The following is an 18,427-nucleotide window of genomic DNA, read 5'->3' as shown; positions in this document are numbered from 1 at the left end:
TGCACTGGGAGAACCTCATTAATCGGAAATTAAGGCCACTGTTTTGTTATTTAAAGCGGAGAGTAAAATAGACAATCGATCATAATGGTATAGTTCGAAAGCCGGTGGCTCTTTGTTTTCAGAAGGCATTGAGTTTGAATTAAGAAGCTCTCCATTCACTACGATTATTCTTTTTTGAGATGATTGAATCATTAAGGTGGAATTATATAAGCGTGAAATCATTTTGCTTTTACGGCGGGCCTCTGCCGCACGTAAACAAATGCGCGCCATTTTTCGTGCCATTCGTTCTTCCAGGACTAAATCCTCTTCGGGGTTTTGCTTCTTTTCATTAGTCCACCATTTTTGAAAAGCACCTTTTCCATAAGTTCGTTCAAATTGTTTTAATAGGGTGTAGCCCATTACGAGGCAGGAGCGGAGGCCTAATTGTTCCAGTGTGACATGCTCGAAATGGTGGGTTGTTAAAAAAAGGTGCCAGGCATTTTTTAGTTGCTCCGCGCTAAGGTGTTCTTCTCCATAATTCATTGCTTCATTTTTTTTTAGCGCATGGATTAATTCCATTAACCAGCTTAGTGCATCCTGAGGTTTATGGGGGCCATTAAGGTAGGTGGAGTCTCTGAGTTTGGATAATGCAGTGTACTCACGGTCATAAAAAATCAGGCTTGTGCGCTCTAATGTGAGTAACACATTGTAAGGTGGCGACCATTTTTTTATTTCATCTGATTCAAGTAAGGCTGCTTCCAAGGGGGTATCGCACTCAATGGTTTCAATGTTCCAGACTTGAGCGAGCATTTCCAATTTGCGGCGGTCTCGATTTTTAACCCCGCGAAAATAGGAATTCACGCGTGCTTTTAATGAGGTTGCTTTTCCAATATATAAAATTGTTCCGTCTTCAGCCAGCATGCGATAAACCCCGGGTTTTTCCGAAAGATTTAGCCTGTCGAGCCGCTCAATGTTGTATTCATAACGAAGGGCTTTCTTTTCCGAGGGTCTGCGAGCTAACCAGCATTCAAGACTTGAATAGCAGGATACATTGGCTGCATGAAGTTTGGGCAAAAGCTGCTGCCACACATAGAGAGTCATGGACACATGCGAGAGAATTTCATTTTTTGGGGTATTGGGCCATTTATAATACCCCGCAATTGCTTTTAAATTATGGCTCGGCAGTTGGGGTAAGAGGCGTTTCGCAATTTTTTGCGAGCAGAATAATTTAAAATTTAACTCGTCTGTTTGCGCATGCTCTAAATAAAACTGCTTTAAAAAGCTTTTTTCAAATTGCGCATAATGCGTAATGACTATAGGCTCAGGCCCGACTTCATTTAATGCCTGCTGCAATTGATTAAATACTTTTTGAGATTCCGTGCTGTGTTCTAAGTCTACTGCAGTGAGACGGAGCATTTTTTTTATTTTGCTCGGAATGAGTTCTTTATTGAGTTTGAGGGTCCGCTTTTGAATATCAGGAACATGCAATGAGGTCGGGTTATAGATACTCCACCCTATTTGCAATAACTGGCCGGTGCTTGGGTGCATCCCCGTTGTTTGGCAATCGAGGATGAGAATTTTTTTATGGGAGAGCTCAGTCATTGGCACTTAATACCTCTGATTGAGTTTCTTTGATTTGCGATTCCAGATGATTATCAGGAGAGACTTGATTCCAGAAAGATTGCACCTCCTTGATAATTGATGTGGAAATCAGCTCCTGAGGCTTTTCAGAAAACCAATCTTTGGGCATGCATTGGCTGTATGGGTCTTGAAGAAAACGATTGTCCATTAACACAATTAAGCCTTTGTCTGTTTCACTGCGGATAACCCTTCCTGCTGATTGAATGGCTTTGGCCATGGCAGGATAAGTATAGGCATATTCTTGACCCTGCTTATAATGAGTGTCGTAATAGCGTTTCATTTGTTCACGCTCCCAATCAAAAGACGGAAGGGGAGGGCCGACTATAAACGCTCCAATAGCGAGCTCACCCACGTAATCAATTCCTTCGGCAAACATCCCTCCTTGTACGGCAAAAAATAAATGATTCTTACTTTTTTGATGAAGCAGCATGAGAAGCGATTTGGTTTCTGCGGTGTCCATGCGGCGCTCTTGTCGAATTAAGGTAAACGAGGAGGAGAGAGGCATTTGCGCATAAATTTGCTCTAAAAACTCGAAGCTTGGGAAAAAGACAAAATAGTTGCCTGGCTTTAAGGCGGAGAGTCGCACAATGACTTCAATTATTTTATGACTATTGGATTTTCTATCGCGGTATTTGGTGGATACCTGAGGAATAACGAGCAATTTACGATGATTTGGTGAGAAGGGCGAAGAAAATTCTTCCGTGTACAAACCGGCAGTATTTAATCCAATAAGTTGGCTGTAGTAATCGAAGGGTTTTAAGGTGGCAGAAAAACCAATAACTTGTTGAAAGTGGGAATAGTGGTCTTTTAAAAAGCTAGACGCATCACAGCAATTGATTTTTAAAGCATGATGTTTGGGGTGGAACGAAATAAAAAACTCATCTCCTCCTTGATTTACAAACTCAAGTGCTGCAGTAAAATCGGACCAGTAGTTAAACAGTTTTAAAATTGGATCGTCGCTTTCGATGGTTAAATCTGATTCTAAATAATCAGTAAGTAATTGATTTAATTTTTCTTCCTGTTTTTTAAATGCTTCTTCTGGGGCTTGGGTGATGTGTGGCTCATAGACCTTGGGGAGCGCGCAATCATCAATGATTGAGATGCATTGGTTAATCACCTTCGTCAGTTTTTTCCGAAAGGGGTGAGGGTATCTATCGAGTGCCTCTAAATAGCGCTCAAAAAAGGCGACTTCCAAGACAGGGGAAAAATAATCCATGCCACGGCTTGGTAAATTGTGAACCTCATCAATGACTAAATTCGGTTTCTCGTGTTCGCCAAGTTTCATACTGACTACTTGACTTGGTGTATTCGTTGAAGAAAACACATAGTTGTAATCGCCAATAACCACATCGGCAAAGGCAATACTCTGCATCTGCAACTCGTAAGGACATACTTGATAGGTTGTGGCGAGCTCTCGAAACACCGCAGCATCTAAGTTCTGTTTTTTTTGAAGCTTCTTTAATAAATTATTGCTACTGCATTTCGTGTAATGATTTTCCGCAAATTCACATTGTTTACTCGTACAAATCGGTTCATTTTTCATGCATAATTTTTTTTTAGCGGTAAGCATGAGCGAAGAACATGCAGAGCCTTTTTCTTGAAGCAAATGAACTGCATTTAAAGCGACGTAGTGTTGGCTATTCTTAGGGGTTAAATAGAGTGTTTTTTGTCCTCGGCTCAGGGATTCCTTGAGTGAAGGATACAAAATGGCCATCGATTTACCTAACCCGGTGGGGGCTTGAATGAGCATGGGTCTTTTGTGCTTCATGGAAGACGCAACCGATTCCATTAACTCTTTTTGATGAGGGCGTGGTTTGGGAAAAGGAAAACTAAGTTGGCTGCTGTGATGTTTTCGCTGTTTAATGCGCTTTTTTGATTCTTTGATTTCTAGCACAAGCTCTTCTAAGCGACGATTTAACCATGCTTCCAAAGCCTGTTGATTAAATTCTAAAACCAAGGGGTAGGTTTTTTTATTGCGTAAGGAAACAATTAATAAATTTAGTTTAGGAACAGTCTTGGTTTTTAACCAATGAATATAACCATAGATTTGTAATTGCAGCCAGTACGGATGGGTGTAATAGTTGTCTGCAAGCACTTCGATTAGTTTTTGAGGGTCAAAAGCAGTTTTAATTTCTTCGATTCGGGGCGTGTCTTCTTGGTAAATACCATCCATTCGTCCTGAAATATTAAAAAAATACTGCTTATAAGCAAACTGATGAACGACATTGACTTCGGGTGTGTAGTTGTCATGCAATTTAAGTTGTTTGTACTGAAGGCTTTGATGCGCTTTAATCGCAAGTTTGGATGTCAGGTTAAAACCAGAATAGGTATCAATACTTCCTTCTCGGGGAGTGGGAAGAGCTAGTTCTGTCACCGATAAATTATAGGTTTTCATTACAACAATAATAATAGAAGAGGTGGTGCGTCACATTAAAAGGCGTCATTTTTAGTCATGATTAGACTTCCTCATCATAGCATAGGGGACCCTGAAATGGAGAATAGTTATCCATTTTTATAATTACTCGTGTTCGATTAGGCTCCTTTCTTCTTTTTTGTTGCCTCTTTAGTACCGGGATGGGTTTTCTTTTTCTTTCCCATACTTTCTTTGAGCAGCGCGATAAAATCAACCACTGAGTCTTTACTTTGAGTCGCTGCTTTGGAGCTTTTGGTGCCTGATTTTTTAAGTTTTGCGGTTTCCTTATCCAGCCATTTTTGCATCGTTTCTCGATATTCATTATGGTATTTTTCAGGATTCCAGGAAGTGGCCATGTCTTTGATTAACGCTTCGGCCATTTTAATTTCTTTGTCCGAAACTTTATAGGTGGTTAATTCTTCTCGTGGAACATTGACTTCCTCTTCCTCACGGATTTCGTCTGAAAAATGGATTAAATATAAGAGTAGGGCGTGTTCATGCGGAATAATAAGACTCAATGACTCTTTGGTGCGAATAATCACTTTGGCAACCCCTACTTTATTGGTGTTTTTAAGTGCTTCACGAAGAAGCACGTAAGCCTTTTTGTTTTTGCTTTCAGGTTGTAAGTAGTAAGGTTTTGAATAATAAAGGTTATCTATATTTTTTAAATCAACGAACTCATCGATATCAATTGATTTAAATAAATCGGGACTCGCTTTTTGGAGGATGTTTTCATCTACAATAATGTAACTGCCTTTTTCGTATTCCCAACCTTTGACTATATTTTCCCAAGGAACTTCTTTTCCCGTATCCTCATTCACCCGTTGATAACGGACTCGAGAATTGGTTTTAGAGTCTAGGAGATGAAACTTAAGATCGTTGTTTTCCTCAACAGAAACCAAAGATACAGGAATAGACACTAGCCCAAAAGAAATTTCGCCTTTCCATAGTGATTTAGCCATCATGCCTCCAGTCCATAGGAACATTACGCCAATTGCTTCCGACTGAATGTGCCTCTATAAAGACCGCTCATTAATCTAAAGTCATGTTGTAGCGCTTCTTAATTAAAGAGTCTCCTGGTACTGTGATAAAGTATAGTCTCCCTGAAAAGAAAGAGAGTGTCGAAAATCAGTTCTTGGTAATTCAATCGAATAAAATGAAAAGCTGACCTAATCCTAGAGTTTCTAATTCTGAGCCGTTTGATACGCAAGCAGTAAATCGTCTTTAAGCGCACAGCGCAGAGCTTTGTCCTTGTGGTACATTTTTGCCCTTAAAATAGCGGAGGGATGATAAGTTGCCATGATTTGATAAGAGGGCTTATCAATTAAATTACCCCTTTCTTTTTGTAAATGAAAGGAGGGGCTAATTAGGGATTTTGCAGCGGTTGCGCCAAGACAAAGGACCACTTTAGGGTGCACTATTTTAAGTTCTGAGATTATCCACGGATGGCATGCTCGTATCTCTGGGGCTGAGGGTGCGCGATGTTGTCGTCTATTGCCTATTTGTTCGAACTTAAAATGTTTGACACTGTTCGTATAATAGATAAGGTGTTCATCCAACTCGAGCTCCTCTACTAACTGGTGCAATAAGCGTCCAGCACTCCCTACGAACGGTTTTCCTGATAAATCCTCCTTATTTCCGGGTTGCTCTCCTACGAGCATTAAGGGGGCATGAGGATTTCCTTCACCAAACACCGTTTGGGTGGCGTGCTTATATAAATCACAGCCTTTGCACTGTTGAGCTGCATTTTTCAACTTCGCTAAAGAGGCAGTTTGAGGGATGAATTCGGCAGCGGTCTTGTCCATAAAATGCTTCCTTATTGAAGGTCGGTCACAAAATGCAATGAGGAGTATCTATAAATCCATCTATTAATTTTAGCAGATGCGGAAATAAGCCAATGAATAATCCCACTTCCAGCAACCCTTTAGCACGTGTTAATCCTCAATTGGCTATACTTAAGTAAAAGAGATTAGGAGAACAACATGCGCAATGAACATCACGTCGTGCCTCATGCTGCCGGTGGGTGGGATATTAAAAAAGCGGGTAATTCTCGTATCATTGCTCACCTGGATACTAAAAAATAAGCGGTTGCAAAAGCACGCGCTATAAGTATTCAAGAACAATCTGAGCTCGTAATTCATGGCAAAGATGGAACAATTCAATCTAAAGATAGCCACGGTCATGATCCTAGAGCGATTAAAGGTTAAACGTTTTTTGGTAATTTAGTCGAGTTCGAATAACTTCTGAGAGGCTAATTAGCCATTGAAAATGCAATCAAGCCCTGACAGTAAATAGCTCTTGTGGGGAAATAGGGAATTATATGACGAAGGCCACCTAAGTGGCCTTCCAGCGGCCTGTGTCTTAATGAAAAGAACGTGGTCGCATTTTAATTATAGATATTAAATCAAAATGAGTCAAATTTGAACGATTGGTGTGTGCGTGGGCGTACGAAGTTTATTGATAAATGGTTAGGAACTTGAACTCTTAAATGAGAAATATCTTACATGCAAATAAGCTGTTTAGTTACTGGATAATTCAAGTAGTTTTTCTATAATGAAATCGTTTGGCGCAGCGTCAGTTGACAGGACGTCAGCCTTAAGGCCTTATTGGCCTTAAGGTGTATTGTCGCTGTGCACAAGCACGACAAAAAAAACAGGGTAACTCATTCTCTTTTTATTTAGCCCGCTATATCGCAATGCTCCATGTTGATTTTTTTATTCCTATCAACGGTAACGCCAAAAGAGCCAAATGTTTCACGAGCCTTAAATCTCTCGCCTTTAGCTAACTCATTTTCGAATGTTATACGACTGTTATCTACGTCCAATTTGAGTAGATAATCCGCTTCGATGCTTAACATGTCGTTCACTATCTTATACATGATGTTAGAAATGGTTAATTCCTTTGCAATAAAATACGGATAAAGGTCTTCTATATCCTTTTGGCCGGAATCTTCTGAAAAATCATGAAACAAATAAGATTGGATTTCATCCTTCATCAACCTTAATTGCTCACACACGTATTGAAACCATGGCTGGATTAGGTCGTGTAGATCCGCATCTAAACTCAATTTTTTGTAAGCGAGGGGCTTATCAGTGTTAATGTGTTGAAATAATTTAAGAGTATCCAGTAATTCATGGAATTGAGGTGTACTGTTTTGAATGAGGGAGATGGCTCGCTGGGATTTTTTTAATATATCTTTTTCCAATGCGATTCCTTCCAGTATCTCCTTGAGTGCGATCTCTCTATGAGCGTCAAATATTATTGAGGAAGTCGCTATTTTGTTGGAGCGTTTATGCATTTCAAATTTAATTAACTGGCGGATATCTAGTTCGGTTATTAATAATTCGGTGTGAACGTGTTGAATGTCTCTAAAATATTCGTAAATAATCTCGATGTATTGTGCTTCTGTTTGAAGTGGTCAACCAAAATGTTACACCCCAGTTAAGTAACTTTCATTAAAAAATCACTCTGTTTTTCAAATTGATTTGGGCTTAAATATCCTAAATAAGAATGCAATCTATGGCTGTTATAGAACATCGTGATGTAATTCAAAATGTCCTGTTGGGCTTCCCATCGAGTTTGATAATTTCGCCATTGAACTCGTTCTTTTTTTAAACTTCCAAAGAAACTTTCAATGACACTATTATCCCAGCAATCTCCTTTTTTACTCATACTGCCAATATAGCCTTTACTCGTTAATAAGTTACGGTATTGGTAACTTGCGTATTGAGTTCCCCTGTCTGAATGAACAACGAGCCCTAATGATGGCTTTCGCTGCCAAATAGCCATGTTCAGAGCATCACAGACTAATGTTGCTTTCATTCTAGAACCCATACTCCAACCCACTATTTTTCTTGAAAATAAATCCATAACAACCGCTAAATAAAGCCAGCCCTCCTGAGTCCAGACATAAGTAATATCGGATACATAAGCTTTATTTGCTTCTTTAACATCAAACTGTCTATTTAAAACGTTTTCATAAACCGGTTGTTTATGGTTGCTATTTGTTGTCACTTTGTATTTCTTTCGATAGCGAACAAAAACTTGAGCTTTTTTCATTAAGCTTTGAGTTCGTCTTCGCCCCACTGGATAGCCTAATACATTTAAAGCATTCTTCATCCTGCGGCTTCCATAACAATACTGGCTGGCTTCAGCTATTTTCTTTACCCATTCAATAATCTCCTGATGCTCAGGAGTCTCTGGTTTATTTCTTTGGCGTTGCTGATAACTGTAATATCCATGTCGTGTAATGCCCAGTAGTTGGCACATTACGCCAACCGGCCAGCTCTTCTTATATTGGGCAACAAACGAATATTTTATTTCGTTTCTTGAGCAAAGAAGCGCCGCCTTTTTTAAGATCTCTTTCTCCTGCTCAAGGCGCAATAATCGCTTCTTTAACTCTTAATTCTCTTCGAGAACCTTGTTTATATCTGCCTGAGTGATGACACTGGTATTCAGCTCAATAATACTGTTTCCTGTATATTTTTCCTTGTTTATCCATTCATGCAGCGTCGGGCCAGGAACTCCTAATCCTTTTGCTGCCTGATTCACATTACCATAACTTAATGCAAGACTTACTGCCTCTTGTTTGTATTCTTTACTGTACTTGCGTACTTGTCTTTCCATAACTTACACCTCTTTGTTGGTTCATAAATACTAACAAATCAGTGTCCGTTTTTCCGCGGTAAGATTACTTTCACACATTAATCCATCACCCTTTTTTGAAGTGGGTATCAAATACGTATTCGATGAAAAAACTGTCAATCCCCCTCCCGATAGAATATAATTCAATCAGAGTGAATGATTAATGAATAGCGAGATGGAATCATGCCGTTAAGTATAAACGCCAACTGCCCCTCAACCTGGGGCTCATCGATGAATGAGATACAGCAAGCGATTTATCAGGTGTTGCTGAATTCGAGCTTGTTGTCCTATGAGGGTTGGCTGTATCGTCGAGACCAACTCCCGGAGGCGCTTGCTGGTTATGAGTACAACTACGTGTACGTCCGCAGAGACGATTCAAAAACCTTATACTACATCACTGCGGAGGGGACTGCTGAAGCGATATCCGATGCGTCGTTTGATTTTGACGCGTTGGAGCAAGACCTTCAGCATCTTGAACCAGATAGCTCAGAAATACCTGATATCTGGGCACTGAGCCATGAACAATTTCAGCAATTAATCACCAAAAAGAATGGCCCTGCTCCAAGAAACACGCCATTAGCCAATCCAGTGATGACTGCTGAGGTGGGGTACACTGATGCAGAGAGCCTGCTTAATCTGAAGAGTGCCTTACTCCATTTTAACATTCTTTTTGGTGATTTGGCTCCTGAATTAAAACAACAGCTGGTGACACAAATCATTACCACGAATCAGGATAAAAATTACCAGGATGCATTCGCATCCATGGAATCCCTTTTTAGAAACGAGAAAACAATCACCACGAAAATAGAATTAGTCCGTGAAGAGGAACGCGCACGGCAATTAGAACAATCAACACGCCCAAAAAATCAGTTAGACATCCCCTCAATGGAAAAAGCCTCAACCGATGATTCTATGCCGATGTTTTCCCGATTACCGCAACCAATAAAACAACGCATACTGACAACGCTATGTGCCTCAGCCCATTCGACGGTGGCACTGTTTATGAATGATTTATTTCTCGAAGGTTTTCTGGATGAAGGGAATACAATATGGCCCTATCTGGCGAAGGTGCTGGAGCAAAGCCCTAATATTGAGCGCTACGTTACGGCAGCCAAGATGTTAAATGATCCAAACAACCTCTTGTTCACTTGGCTGAAAAAAATCACCGTTGATAATGAGCCTGTCTATGATTGGCCGGCTTTTTTGGACCCACTGTCCACTCAACAACAAATATTCTGCCTTCGCTTGGCACAGCACCTGTTGCATCAAGGTGATAACGTATCTGATGAACAGCTCCAAAAAGCATTTAAAGTTAAGCCATTTTTGCAGCATGTGGCTTATGGGCAGCAAGATGAGGCTGATGCCTTACTTAAAAAAGACCATACTTTGGCTCAGGAACTCCTCACCGCCAGGAAAATTCCCTTTACGGATTACTCAGGAAGAACCTTTAAATGCAGTGCTTATGAATATGCCTATTGGGCCAAAGACACCCATATGTGCCGCATGCTTGAACGGCACATGGACAATGCCACCAAACAAGAACTCTTGAACCGCGTGCGAAAAATCGAAGAACTCACTGGCTCTGAACTTATCCAAAAACCCAGGGGACTCGCTTATAGGGATAAAAACGGAGTTGAGCATCGCAGTGCTCATTTTGATTTAGGTCCATTAAAGCGGGCATTAAGAGACTATCTTGAGGCTTTCGACAAAAGCCCTAAAAATAGTGATGAAGATTGGGCTGCATTACGTACAATCTGGCTAAAGGTGGGTTTACCGCAAAGAGAGGTTCCGGCGCACATTGCGCAGGAGTATTGTCATCCGGACCGTTCATTTTACGAGGTATGTGTGTATCCGCGATTATTGGATGCCGCAAACCCTAATAATCTGAAGCGGACGCTTTATTTTTTTAATAAAAAAACTGTCTCCTATAACTTGTGGTTTACTCCTGATTCTTATTCTGATGATGCTGGTTTGGGTTCTTCAGTTGCAATAGTGAGTCCGGACTGTTCGTATCAAGAAAGAGCTGAGAACCCAGTGTGTTGTGCTGAGTGGGAGGACGTCAAGCATAATTTATGGGTTATAGGATTCTTGGATGAAGCAAGAACAAAGGACCTTATACAGTCGCGTGCCAATCTGGAGTCCTCATCAAGCGTACAGGCAACCCCTTCTCTCGGTAGGTAATGAACAACAACTCGGCCGCCGGAGCGGCGAGCCGAGTGTCATAACAGGAATCAGCCAGTAAGCAGGTATGGTATTCATACATAGTATAAATTGACACTTGGTTTGTATCATTAGCAGTGGCTAATATTATAAATGGGTATTTATACACTAATTTGTAATGAGGACATTGTTCAAAAGCGGATACCCTGCCCTATTTGTAATATGTGTTAAGGGCGAGCTTATGTTTATAGAGCATGGAATAAAGGCGGGTCTAAAGGCACTATAAAAAAATATTGCCACGAACATTACATATGTTAAAGCTGTATTTGAAACAGCACAAGACACATTGCTAATATACACATCCTTATTAATTGATTGAAAAGGAACAAATTTATGTGGACTACTGCTATTGCTTGCATTTCAATAATAGTCTCCGTTAGTTCTATATATCTTAGTTATAAAGCTAACAAATTAGCTGACAAAGCAAACGAGCTATCTAAGGAAAATGCCGAGTTTTCTAAGGATTTGAATAAAGTGAAGATTACTAAATCTATTATTGATGAGATTTCTAATGATTGGAATAGTTCCCGACATATTATATTAACACACTGGAAGTTTTATCAAAGCAGAGATTTTACAAAAGAGGATTTCAATGAGATCTGGGAAATAGCAAATTATAGAAAAAAAGGTAAGGCAGCGCGTCTTTCATTTGAACAAATTCTTAACGAACAATCATAATACCATTTAAGTCCAATGCTACGAAGATTTCAGTAATTTGTTCTAAATATACGTTGGGTATGCTTCAATTAGTTTCAACAATGGAGATCGATTATGGGCAGCCTTAACAAAGAAAAATGAAGCTTTTATGGAGCTATAGCCGGTTGATTTCAATACATCTTTATTGAAACCTCAAATGGTAGATTTCTCATCTTAAAACTGAAGAACACCTCCCAAGCAATTTTTGGGTTCTTCAACAGACCACTTTCTCATGATTTAGATAAGTAAAATTTTAATCAACCCGAGTAAATGTATGAGTCAAACATGAGATTTTAGGCAGTGTTGCAAAAAAATCGATTGTCTATACTTAGTCAATCAAAAGTATGGAGTAATGCATGGAGAAATATCAACCAGTGGATTTTAAATGGCGCCATTTTCATGGTGAAGTGATAATGCAATGCGTCCGTTGGTATTGTAAATATGGCATTAGCTATCGAGATCTAGAAGAAATGATGGCAGAGAGAGGGATGACAATTGATCATACGACTGTTTATCGCTGGGTTCAGCATTATGCACCGGAACTGAAAAAACGACTTGACTGGTATAAAAAAAGTTATGCCAGGCGTTGGCATTTGGATGAGACTTACATTCGAGTGAAAGGTGAGTGGAAGTACTTATACCGAGCCATTGATGAGCAAGGCAATACGATTGATTTTTATTTGTCTCACCGACGCAATACTATTGCGGCCAAACGCTTTCTGAAGAAACTTATAAAGAACAATCCAACATGTGATATTAGTGTGATTAATACGGATAAAAATCCCACATATAATCAAGCTATTCAGGAGTTAAAACAAGAAGGCCATTTAGCGCCACATGTCAGGCATTTGCAAATCAAGTATAGGAATAATCGACTCGAAGCAGACCATGGAAAACTTAAACGTCTTATTAATCCTGTGCGAGGATTTCACTCAATGAAAACAGCTTATGCAACGATTAAAGGTTTTGAGGTTATGCGCATGTTTAAAAAAGGTCAGTTTAACCTGTGGATGTGTGGGAACCGTAATGAAATTTCTTTTATTAATGAGCAATTTGGTTTATACAGTTGAGCTACGCCCGAAATTCATGATTCTTCATTTTTAAAATTATTTGCAACACAGCCAGTGAATTTATCTGTGTCTACCCATTCAATTTTTAGTAATCGTGGTCCGTTTTCAATACCATGTGTAAGTTTATCATCAAAATTATAATTTAAATCATATGTATCTCTTGTTCTAATATTTAACTCACCCATTAGTTTAAGAGTATTTTCTATATATTGGATTTCCACACTGCACCTCGTTAACGCTGGTTTTTCCAAAAACAGTTTATCATTCGTCTTTATATATTTTCATTACCTTTCGTCCCCCCTTTGTATAATAATCAAGGCGCTCATATATTTCTTTTAATTCATCAGGAGTAATGGCCCATAAGTAATCGAGGAATTGCTCGATTTTGAAACATCATCATCTCCTATTTCAAGTGGTCCCTCAACTCTGCGCGGGGTATCTTAGTATTTGTCGAGTTACAGACGCTAACCTCAATTACGGAACTTAGCCTTGTATTTTTAGCAAATTTCGGTAGTTATTTATTCGTTTTTTGCGACACAGAGCGAATTCCGGAGCACAAATATGAATGTTTAATAAGTTAGAAAATATTAGACATCGGAATCAATGAAACGATTAAAATATAACTAAAAAGCCGCACATAGCCTTTTGGCCAAAATTACGGAAAGCAACTAGTTAGTTCTTGTTTGTCGTGTAGGTTCTATCCATGGCCGAGGAGTCGCTACTCGACAATATATATAATCAGGGTTTCCATCCGTTCAGATTAGGATACATTATATCGTCTTTTCTCTGTTTAGATTTTGATCTAATGGTGTTATGTTGTATAATTTGACCACTTCCAGACTTGCTATATTTATATGAATATTCTTTTATTTTGGTCTATATGTTTTATATTTCTCTCTAACACAGCGCTATGTTTTAAATTAGATGAAAAAATATTTTGTCCGAACGAGATAACTTGTTCGCGGGAAAAAAGTATTAGTTCTTGTAAGTTTTCTGATGACCAAACGGGCCTGTGGAGCAAACCAATTGCTCAGGGACAAATTAAAAAAGGCACATATAGATTTACCAGTGTATATGCTAGCTATCAGGCACAAATTAATGATCCGATTCGCCGAGCTGAATTTAATCCTTCACTAGATAAAGCGCAATGCAATTACAAACTTGAAAGTGATATATCTGACGCCCACTTTATAGAATTAAACACAAACAGCTTTGAAGAATTAGTAGAAGCTAGTCCGGATGAAGTTAGCCAATGGAGATTATATTCTCCTGTAGCTGGTTGCGAAGGAGGCATATCACAAGCATGCCCTCTTGCTCGCGTCCCTTCATTGAAATTTATTGTAGAATCATCTTCGGAACTGTATATAAGCGCTAATGGCATAATTATATCGGGTCTAATACAAAACAAAAATAAAGGCTTTAGTGTCTTAACTATGTATGAAGCCTGGGATGCCTGCTCAGATACTGGATTATGCTTACTTCATTTAATGCTTAAAAATGGAGAGCAAAGCGTGGATTTGGGTGGTGTAATAGTTGACATGAGCAACGGGATGAGTGCCGAAGATTATTTTGATAGACCAAGGACTAATTTTGAAATATTAATAAATCGAGATGAGCCAAATATAATTAAAATTAGCCCAACAGTTAGCGCAAAATAAAATTGTAAAAATTTGCCATTCCTAATAGTCGTTATAAACATGTTGAATTGAAAAATATAATTATATTCATTTCCATCCATCATTACCGGATATGATACGGTTACATGAAATACAGCGTGTTCCTATTGATTGTTGTTTAGAATCAACTTTAGGATGAGTATATAAAGGATCTGTTAAAAATTCCTTTATCTCATTTTCCAAATACGCCTTTGCAGAGTTTGCGGTAGGAAAGATACTCGATGTAAAAAACATTTTTCGAGATAAACAGGGACATTTTACATCAGCCCTTCCAGTAAATTGATTGTTATCTCCAGAAATTTCAAACTTGCATTCATGTCCATTAATTATTTTCTCACTTGTATTCATGACGCACTCAGATGTCTAAATCCTTCCTCTATATATTATAGCTCACGGAACTATACCTCAACGAATTGTAGGGAAGCACGCGAAAAAGAAGTTCATCATGTAACCGCATCGCAGCAGCGCTTTTAAATATTCATCTTATTTATATGTAAGTGCTCGCTCTCAAACTATCTAGTTCCTTATCTTAGAGTATTCATCTACCCTACCCGTTTTTTGTGAAAGCCATTTTATATTTCGTAAAATTTTTATTTGGTATAGCCTAATACGGATGATGGTGATTTGTGATGCTAATGCATTAGGTTTAGACCATAAGAAGGCATGTTTTCTAGCTAATCGTATATAGTTTTTATATCTATTTTTATCTTTCCAACTAAAAAGAGGTTTATTTTCTATTAATTCCTTATTAAATTTATCAATAGCTTGTTGTACTGTTTGAATTTCTTGTTGCGGTGATCGAGAATTTAAGCTCCAACTTGCATAGGAAATGCACATAAAATCATATGATTTGTTATAAAACTCAATTTTTTTATGATCTCTTTTTAATTTGGTGACGCGATCATATATAAACTTGCTCCAAACATTAACTATATTAGAAATCAGTTCTAGCATTTTCTTTATTCCTTCTATCAAATTAAGGGATAGGAGATTATGTAATTAAATATACATGGCAATGTAGCTTTGTATTATTTATACACAAAGTATGGCAATTATTTAATGAGCGATAAAGAGATTTACTTAAAACTTAATAAAATAAATCATTTTTTAGAATTTTAATGAAATTACGATTGAAATCGACCTCCAAATATTGCGTATTTTAAACGATTGAAGGTACTCCAATGCAAATGTATGAATTGATTTATACGTTGCCTATTTCGATAAGATAAGCCTTTCATCAGCGGGCATATATTTTTAGTACATTAGATTCCCTAGTTGTTCTATTATTGTGTATAGGTTAATTAAAAGGAAAAACGTAGTTGAGGGGGGTATTGAATTTATACGATGAGTTGAGGAAACCGTGTTATTAGTCTTTGGACGTTCACGGCGTTTGGTTTAGATTACAGCCAAAAGTCTTGGCTTTGGAGTAAATCCCCGCGCTGAGTTCTTAGTTTCGCCATAACGCAAAAATATTCAAATCCCTCATCAAAAATCGGAAAAAGCCAATTTCCTAGCCTAGCTCATCCACCAAATCCTTACACAGATGAATCACATAATAGTGTGAGTCTTTTTTAAAACGTAGTTCGTGGTTGCGCTCTTTATTTTTAAACCGAAGAAGCTGTAAAAAAATAAACTTTAGAAACCAGTGCATTATTAAAATAATGCTAACGAGGAAATTCGTTTTAGACGTTCAGGGTTATCTTCTACATAAATAGCAGTAGTGACAATATTGGCATGCCCGGCTAAACGAGATACGGCTTTAATGTCTGCCCCTTGCTCAATAAGGCGGGTAATAAATGTGCGTCGTCCTGAATGAGAGCTTGCCCCATGGATTCCTGCTTTGTCGTAGAGCGCACGAAACCACTTTTGCAGAGTGTTGGCGGTGAATCGGCTTTTGCGTTGGGTTTGAAACAGCGGTTTATTAAAAGGGGTTTCTTTTAACGTATTTAGATGGGCTTGTAGTGTTTCACGAATTTTCTTATGCGTAAGGTAGACATGCCGTTGCTTATCTCCTTTGGTCATCGATCGCTTTAAACTGATCTCATCTAATAATTGATAGTGTACATTCGCCACATCGCCAATGGTAAGTGAGGCGATTTCTTTAGCACGCAAACCCAATCCGAAGGAGCAATAAATGATTGCCAGATTGCGAACACCAAATTTTCCTTCTTTAGCGACTAAAGTGAGCAATTTAAATTCATTTTCCGTCAAAACCTTTGCTTTGCCTTCGCGAGCCATTCTTCTCTCATATAACTACCTAATTTATCGATATTTTATATAAAGTAGGGTGTATTTGCAAAGACAAAAAATGGCGTCCGCTTAAAGCCCTTTCTGGGTCTGATGACATCCTCTTTTGTCTATAAGAGGGTGTCTTTTTAAAGTTTTAAAAAGTGTAGCTCGGTGTAGCGTTCACGTAGATTTTATTTTGCTACGGAAGGACTTCTTAATTTTAGTGGAGAGGGAATGCAAGAGCTTCTTGTGTTTACTGGATTCATGCTAAGCGGTGCAGCGGCAGGGGCGCGTGTTTAGTTCTTTATTGCCCCCATGTAGCAGATGTAGCAAATATTGGAATTGGATATCGATTATTTGCGGTAGGGATTGAGTTCAATGCGAGTTTTATTTCCTGACTTGATGAGGCGAATGTACTGATGTTCGATGAGTGTTTCTAATGCGTTATCGCGCAGCTCTTTTGTACGTAAAGGACTAAATTGCAGTATCTCTCTTGGGGTTGGCATTTCGGGTTTTCGTACTAAGAGCCAATCAAGTAGCTTACGCGCCTCATCAAGATAGGGCTTTGCCGACTTAGGCTCTAATAAACGTCTTGCTTCACACAAATACCAGCGGGTTAATATAATGGCCTGCTCCATCTCTTCGGCTGCGATGTCCCCTAGTCGTCCTGAAAAAAGATGAAATAGGGCTGCCAGACGCGCTGCATTTTCAGCGGCTTTGCTGGCAAAATCTTTGATTTCCATCCACTGCCCTTGGGTTGTAAGACCGGATTCAATGCTATTAAAGAACTGAATCCATAAATGCTTTGCTGCGGCGGTCATTTTTAGTGTGGGTAGATTAATACACCCCACTTGGGTTAAGCGTTGAGAGTGTTCCAGGCATTGCGTGATACGCTGCTCGTATTCGATTAAACCCATCAGTTGTTCTGGAGGTTCTTGATAAAAACGAGTTCCCATGGAGCTGTCAGGGAAGGCGAGAAGGCAACGCGCCAAAAAACCGCTTTGACGGGTAACACCCGTAGCCTGATGAATCATTTGATTTAACAGCAAGGGTTGCATCATTAAATTTAGCGTCAAGCGCCGATGTTCAATAATGAAGCTTTGGGATGTTTTGCGATGTGCCGCAAAGGACTTTCCCTCCCATAAGCGATTGAGCAGGGCAACAAAACGCAACGGGTTTGATTGCATGCTGTGGCTTCCGAGTATGATTCCGGCCTCATCAGACCATAAGGATGCACTTGGCCAGCCGTGTGCTAAATGAACAGCCAAAGCTTCTTGGGTTGCATCTTCAAAATACAAGGTTGGTTGTATGGGGATGTCTGGTTCTTGGTGAACTAACTCTTCAAGTAATTCTTTGTAGTATTCACTGTCCTCTCCTGTATAGGTGGCGCGTTTGATTTGGGTGAGTAAACCATCTCGCTCCATTTGCCAGGCTTTATGCTGGGTGAGTGCGCTTAATCGTTCAGGTTCTCGTTTTTTTCGTATGTTGCTTTCCCACTGGCGAATAGCATTGGAAAAAATGGAGTCAGCCGCACTTTTACGTTCTCCTGAACTGGCAATGACTAGAAAATATAAAGAAACAGGACTAGTTAAATAGGTGTCACGAGCAACATTAGCATGAGCCTGACATGCTAGAGAAAGGTTTGCTAAAGCACCATTTGCTACTAAAGAGAGTGGTTGTTGCCCATAGCATTGATAGGAGTGAACTACACGTTGGAGTATACTCGGTAATGCATCTAAAGGATAAGTCGCTTCATTATTTAGAGTATAAACAAGCGGTATGGGCTGTTTCCAATACCCTTGTGGATGCTCTTGATTGGGTAATGGGTTTGGTTGCTCTAAATAAGAATGGGACATAAA

The 18,427-nt window shown here is 39.1% G+C and carries 14 protein-coding genes and 2 pseudogenes; 5 read left to right on the top strand and 11 right to left on the bottom strand.

Features of this window, described 5'->3' with window-relative positions; translation table 11 throughout:
* Positions 1–18 precede the first annotated feature (18 nt).
* From J2N86_RS16035 to J2N86_RS16020, 4 genes are all read right to left on the bottom strand, one after another.
* Positions 19–1,581: a GIY-YIG nuclease family protein gene (locus J2N86_RS16035; RefSeq protein WP_252582780.1), complete on the bottom strand. Its 1,563-nt coding sequence runs from the start codon at positions 1,579–1,581 to the stop codon at positions 19–21.
* Positions 1,574–4,015: an ATP-dependent DNA helicase gene (locus tag J2N86_RS16030; RefSeq protein ID WP_252582779.1), complete on the bottom strand. Its 2,442-nt coding sequence runs from the start codon at positions 4,013–4,015 to the stop codon at positions 1,574–1,576. The genes J2N86_RS16035 and J2N86_RS16030 overlap by 8 nt, the downstream gene beginning before the upstream one ends.
* Before the next feature lie 137 nt (positions 4,016–4,152).
* Positions 4,153–4,998, bottom strand: a complete 846-nt coding sequence (gene ku, locus J2N86_RS16025; protein WP_252582778.1) for a non-homologous end joining protein Ku — start codon at positions 4,996–4,998, stop codon at positions 4,153–4,155.
* A 219-nt stretch (positions 4,999–5,217) separates the two neighbouring features.
* The gene (locus J2N86_RS16020) at positions 5,218–5,853 is read right to left on the bottom strand and encodes a UdgX family uracil-DNA binding protein (RefSeq protein WP_289781862.1); all 636 of its coding nucleotides are present in this window, start codon (positions 5,851–5,853) and stop codon (positions 5,218–5,220) included.
* A gap of 162 nt (positions 5,854–6,015) precedes the next feature.
* Between J2N86_RS16020 and J2N86_RS16015 the strand changes: the two are divergent.
* Positions 6,016–6,240 (top strand): annotated as a pseudogene (locus J2N86_RS16015) (DUF2188 domain-containing protein).
* A 470-nt stretch (positions 6,241–6,710) separates the two neighbouring features.
* Here J2N86_RS16015 and J2N86_RS16010 read toward each other — a convergent pair.
* The gene (locus J2N86_RS16010; protein ID WP_252582776.1) at positions 6,711–7,238 is read right to left on the bottom strand and encodes a hypothetical protein; all 528 of its coding nucleotides are present in this window, start codon (positions 7,236–7,238) and stop codon (positions 6,711–6,713) included.
* A 236-nt stretch (positions 7,239–7,474) separates the two neighbouring features.
* Positions 7,475–8,659 (bottom strand): annotated as a pseudogene (locus J2N86_RS16005) (IS3 family transposase).
* A 249-nt stretch (positions 8,660–8,908) separates the two neighbouring features.
* Here J2N86_RS16005 and J2N86_RS16000 point away from each other — a divergent pair.
* The 3 genes from J2N86_RS16000 to J2N86_RS15990 all read left to right on the top strand — a co-directional run bounded on the left by J2N86_RS16000 (position 8,909) and on the right by J2N86_RS15990 (position 12,663).
* On the top strand, positions 8,909–10,858 hold the full coding sequence (locus J2N86_RS16000; RefSeq protein WP_252582775.1) for a hypothetical protein: 1,950 nt from the start codon (positions 8,909–8,911) through the stop codon (positions 10,856–10,858).
* 372 nt (positions 10,859–11,230) lie between these two features.
* Entirely contained in the window at positions 11,231–11,575 is a 345-nt protein-coding gene (locus J2N86_RS15995; RefSeq protein WP_252582774.1) for a hypothetical protein, read from the top strand.
* 374 nt (positions 11,576–11,949) lie between these two features.
* Positions 11,950–12,663 (top strand): IS6 family transposase, encoded by a 714-nt coding sequence (locus J2N86_RS15990; RefSeq protein WP_252582773.1) that lies wholly within the window; start codon positions 11,950–11,952, stop codon positions 12,661–12,663.
* 14 nt (positions 12,664–12,677) lie between these two features.
* Here J2N86_RS15990 and J2N86_RS15985 read toward each other — a convergent pair whose 3' ends face one another.
* The gene (locus J2N86_RS15985) at positions 12,678–12,914 is read right to left on the bottom strand and encodes a hypothetical protein (protein WP_252582772.1); all 237 of its coding nucleotides are present in this window, start codon (positions 12,912–12,914) and stop codon (positions 12,678–12,680) included.
* A gap of 603 nt (positions 12,915–13,517) precedes the next feature.
* Here J2N86_RS15985 and J2N86_RS15980 point away from each other — a divergent pair.
* Positions 13,518–14,321, top strand: a complete 804-nt coding sequence (locus tag J2N86_RS15980) for a hypothetical protein (protein ID WP_252582771.1) — start codon at positions 13,518–13,520, stop codon at positions 14,319–14,321.
* 66 nt (positions 14,322–14,387) lie between these two features.
* Here the strand turns inward: J2N86_RS15980 and J2N86_RS15975 are convergent, their stop codons facing one another.
* The 4 genes from J2N86_RS15975 to J2N86_RS15960 form a co-directional block, all read right to left on the bottom strand.
* Positions 14,388–14,687, bottom strand: a complete 300-nt coding sequence (locus J2N86_RS15975; protein ID WP_252582770.1) for a hypothetical protein — start codon at positions 14,685–14,687, stop codon at positions 14,388–14,390.
* Between the two features lie 168 nt (positions 14,688–14,855).
* Entirely contained in the window at positions 14,856–15,293 is a 438-nt protein-coding gene (locus J2N86_RS15970) for a hypothetical protein (RefSeq protein WP_252582769.1), read from the bottom strand.
* 699 nt (positions 15,294–15,992) lie between these two features.
* Positions 15,993–16,577, bottom strand: coding sequence for a tyrosine-type recombinase/integrase (locus J2N86_RS15965; RefSeq protein ID WP_252582768.1), 585 nt, complete (start codon positions 16,575–16,577; stop codon positions 15,993–15,995).
* Positions 16,578–16,921: 344 nt separating this feature from the next.
* On the bottom strand, positions 16,922–18,424 hold the full coding sequence (locus tag J2N86_RS15960) for a YfjI family protein (RefSeq protein WP_252582767.1): 1,503 nt from the start codon (positions 18,422–18,424) through the stop codon (positions 16,922–16,924).
* Positions 18,425–18,427 lie beyond the last annotated feature (3 nt).

Source organism: Legionella lytica (assembly GCF_023921225.1).
In the GTDB taxonomy this organism is placed as follows: Bacteria; Pseudomonadota; Gammaproteobacteria; order Legionellales; family Legionellaceae; genus Legionella; species Legionella lytica.
This window is presented reverse-complemented; position numbering and strand designations above follow the sequence as displayed.

Coding starts and splice junctions, on each gene's coding strand:
- J2N86_RS15990 (WP_252582773.1), top strand. CDS start 11,950: ATGGAGAAATATCAACCAGTGGATTTTAAATGGCGCCATTTTCATGGT.
- J2N86_RS16000 (WP_252582775.1), top strand. CDS start 8,909: ATGAATGAGATACAGCAAGCGATTTATCAGGTGTTGCTGAATTCGAGC.
- J2N86_RS15965 (WP_252582768.1), bottom strand. CDS start 16,577: ATGGCTCGCGAAGGCAAAGCAAAGGTTTTGACGGAAAATGAATTTAAA.
- J2N86_RS15980 (WP_252582771.1), top strand. CDS start 13,518: ATGAATATTCTTTTATTTTGGTCTATATGTTTTATATTTCTCTCTAAC.
- ku (WP_252582778.1), bottom strand. CDS start 4,998: ATGATGGCTAAATCACTATGGAAAGGCGAAATTTCTTTTGGGCTAGTG.
- J2N86_RS15975 (WP_252582770.1), bottom strand. CDS start 14,687: ATGAATACAAGTGAGAAAATAATTAATGGACATGAATGCAAGTTTGAA.
- J2N86_RS16030 (WP_252582779.1), bottom strand. CDS start 4,015: ATGAAAACCTATAATTTATCGGTGACAGAACTAGCTCTTCCCACTCCC.
- J2N86_RS16035 (WP_252582780.1), bottom strand. CDS start 1,581: ATGACTGAGCTCTCCCATAAAAAAATTCTCATCCTCGATTGCCAAACA.
- J2N86_RS15995 (WP_252582774.1), top strand. CDS start 11,231: ATGTGGACTACTGCTATTGCTTGCATTTCAATAATAGTCTCCGTTAGT.
- J2N86_RS15960 (WP_252582767.1), bottom strand. CDS start 18,424: ATGTCCCATTCTTATTTAGAGCAACCAAACCCATTACCCAATCAAGAG.
- J2N86_RS15970 (WP_252582769.1), bottom strand. CDS start 15,293: ATGCTAGAACTGATTTCTAATATAGTTAATGTTTGGAGCAAGTTTATA.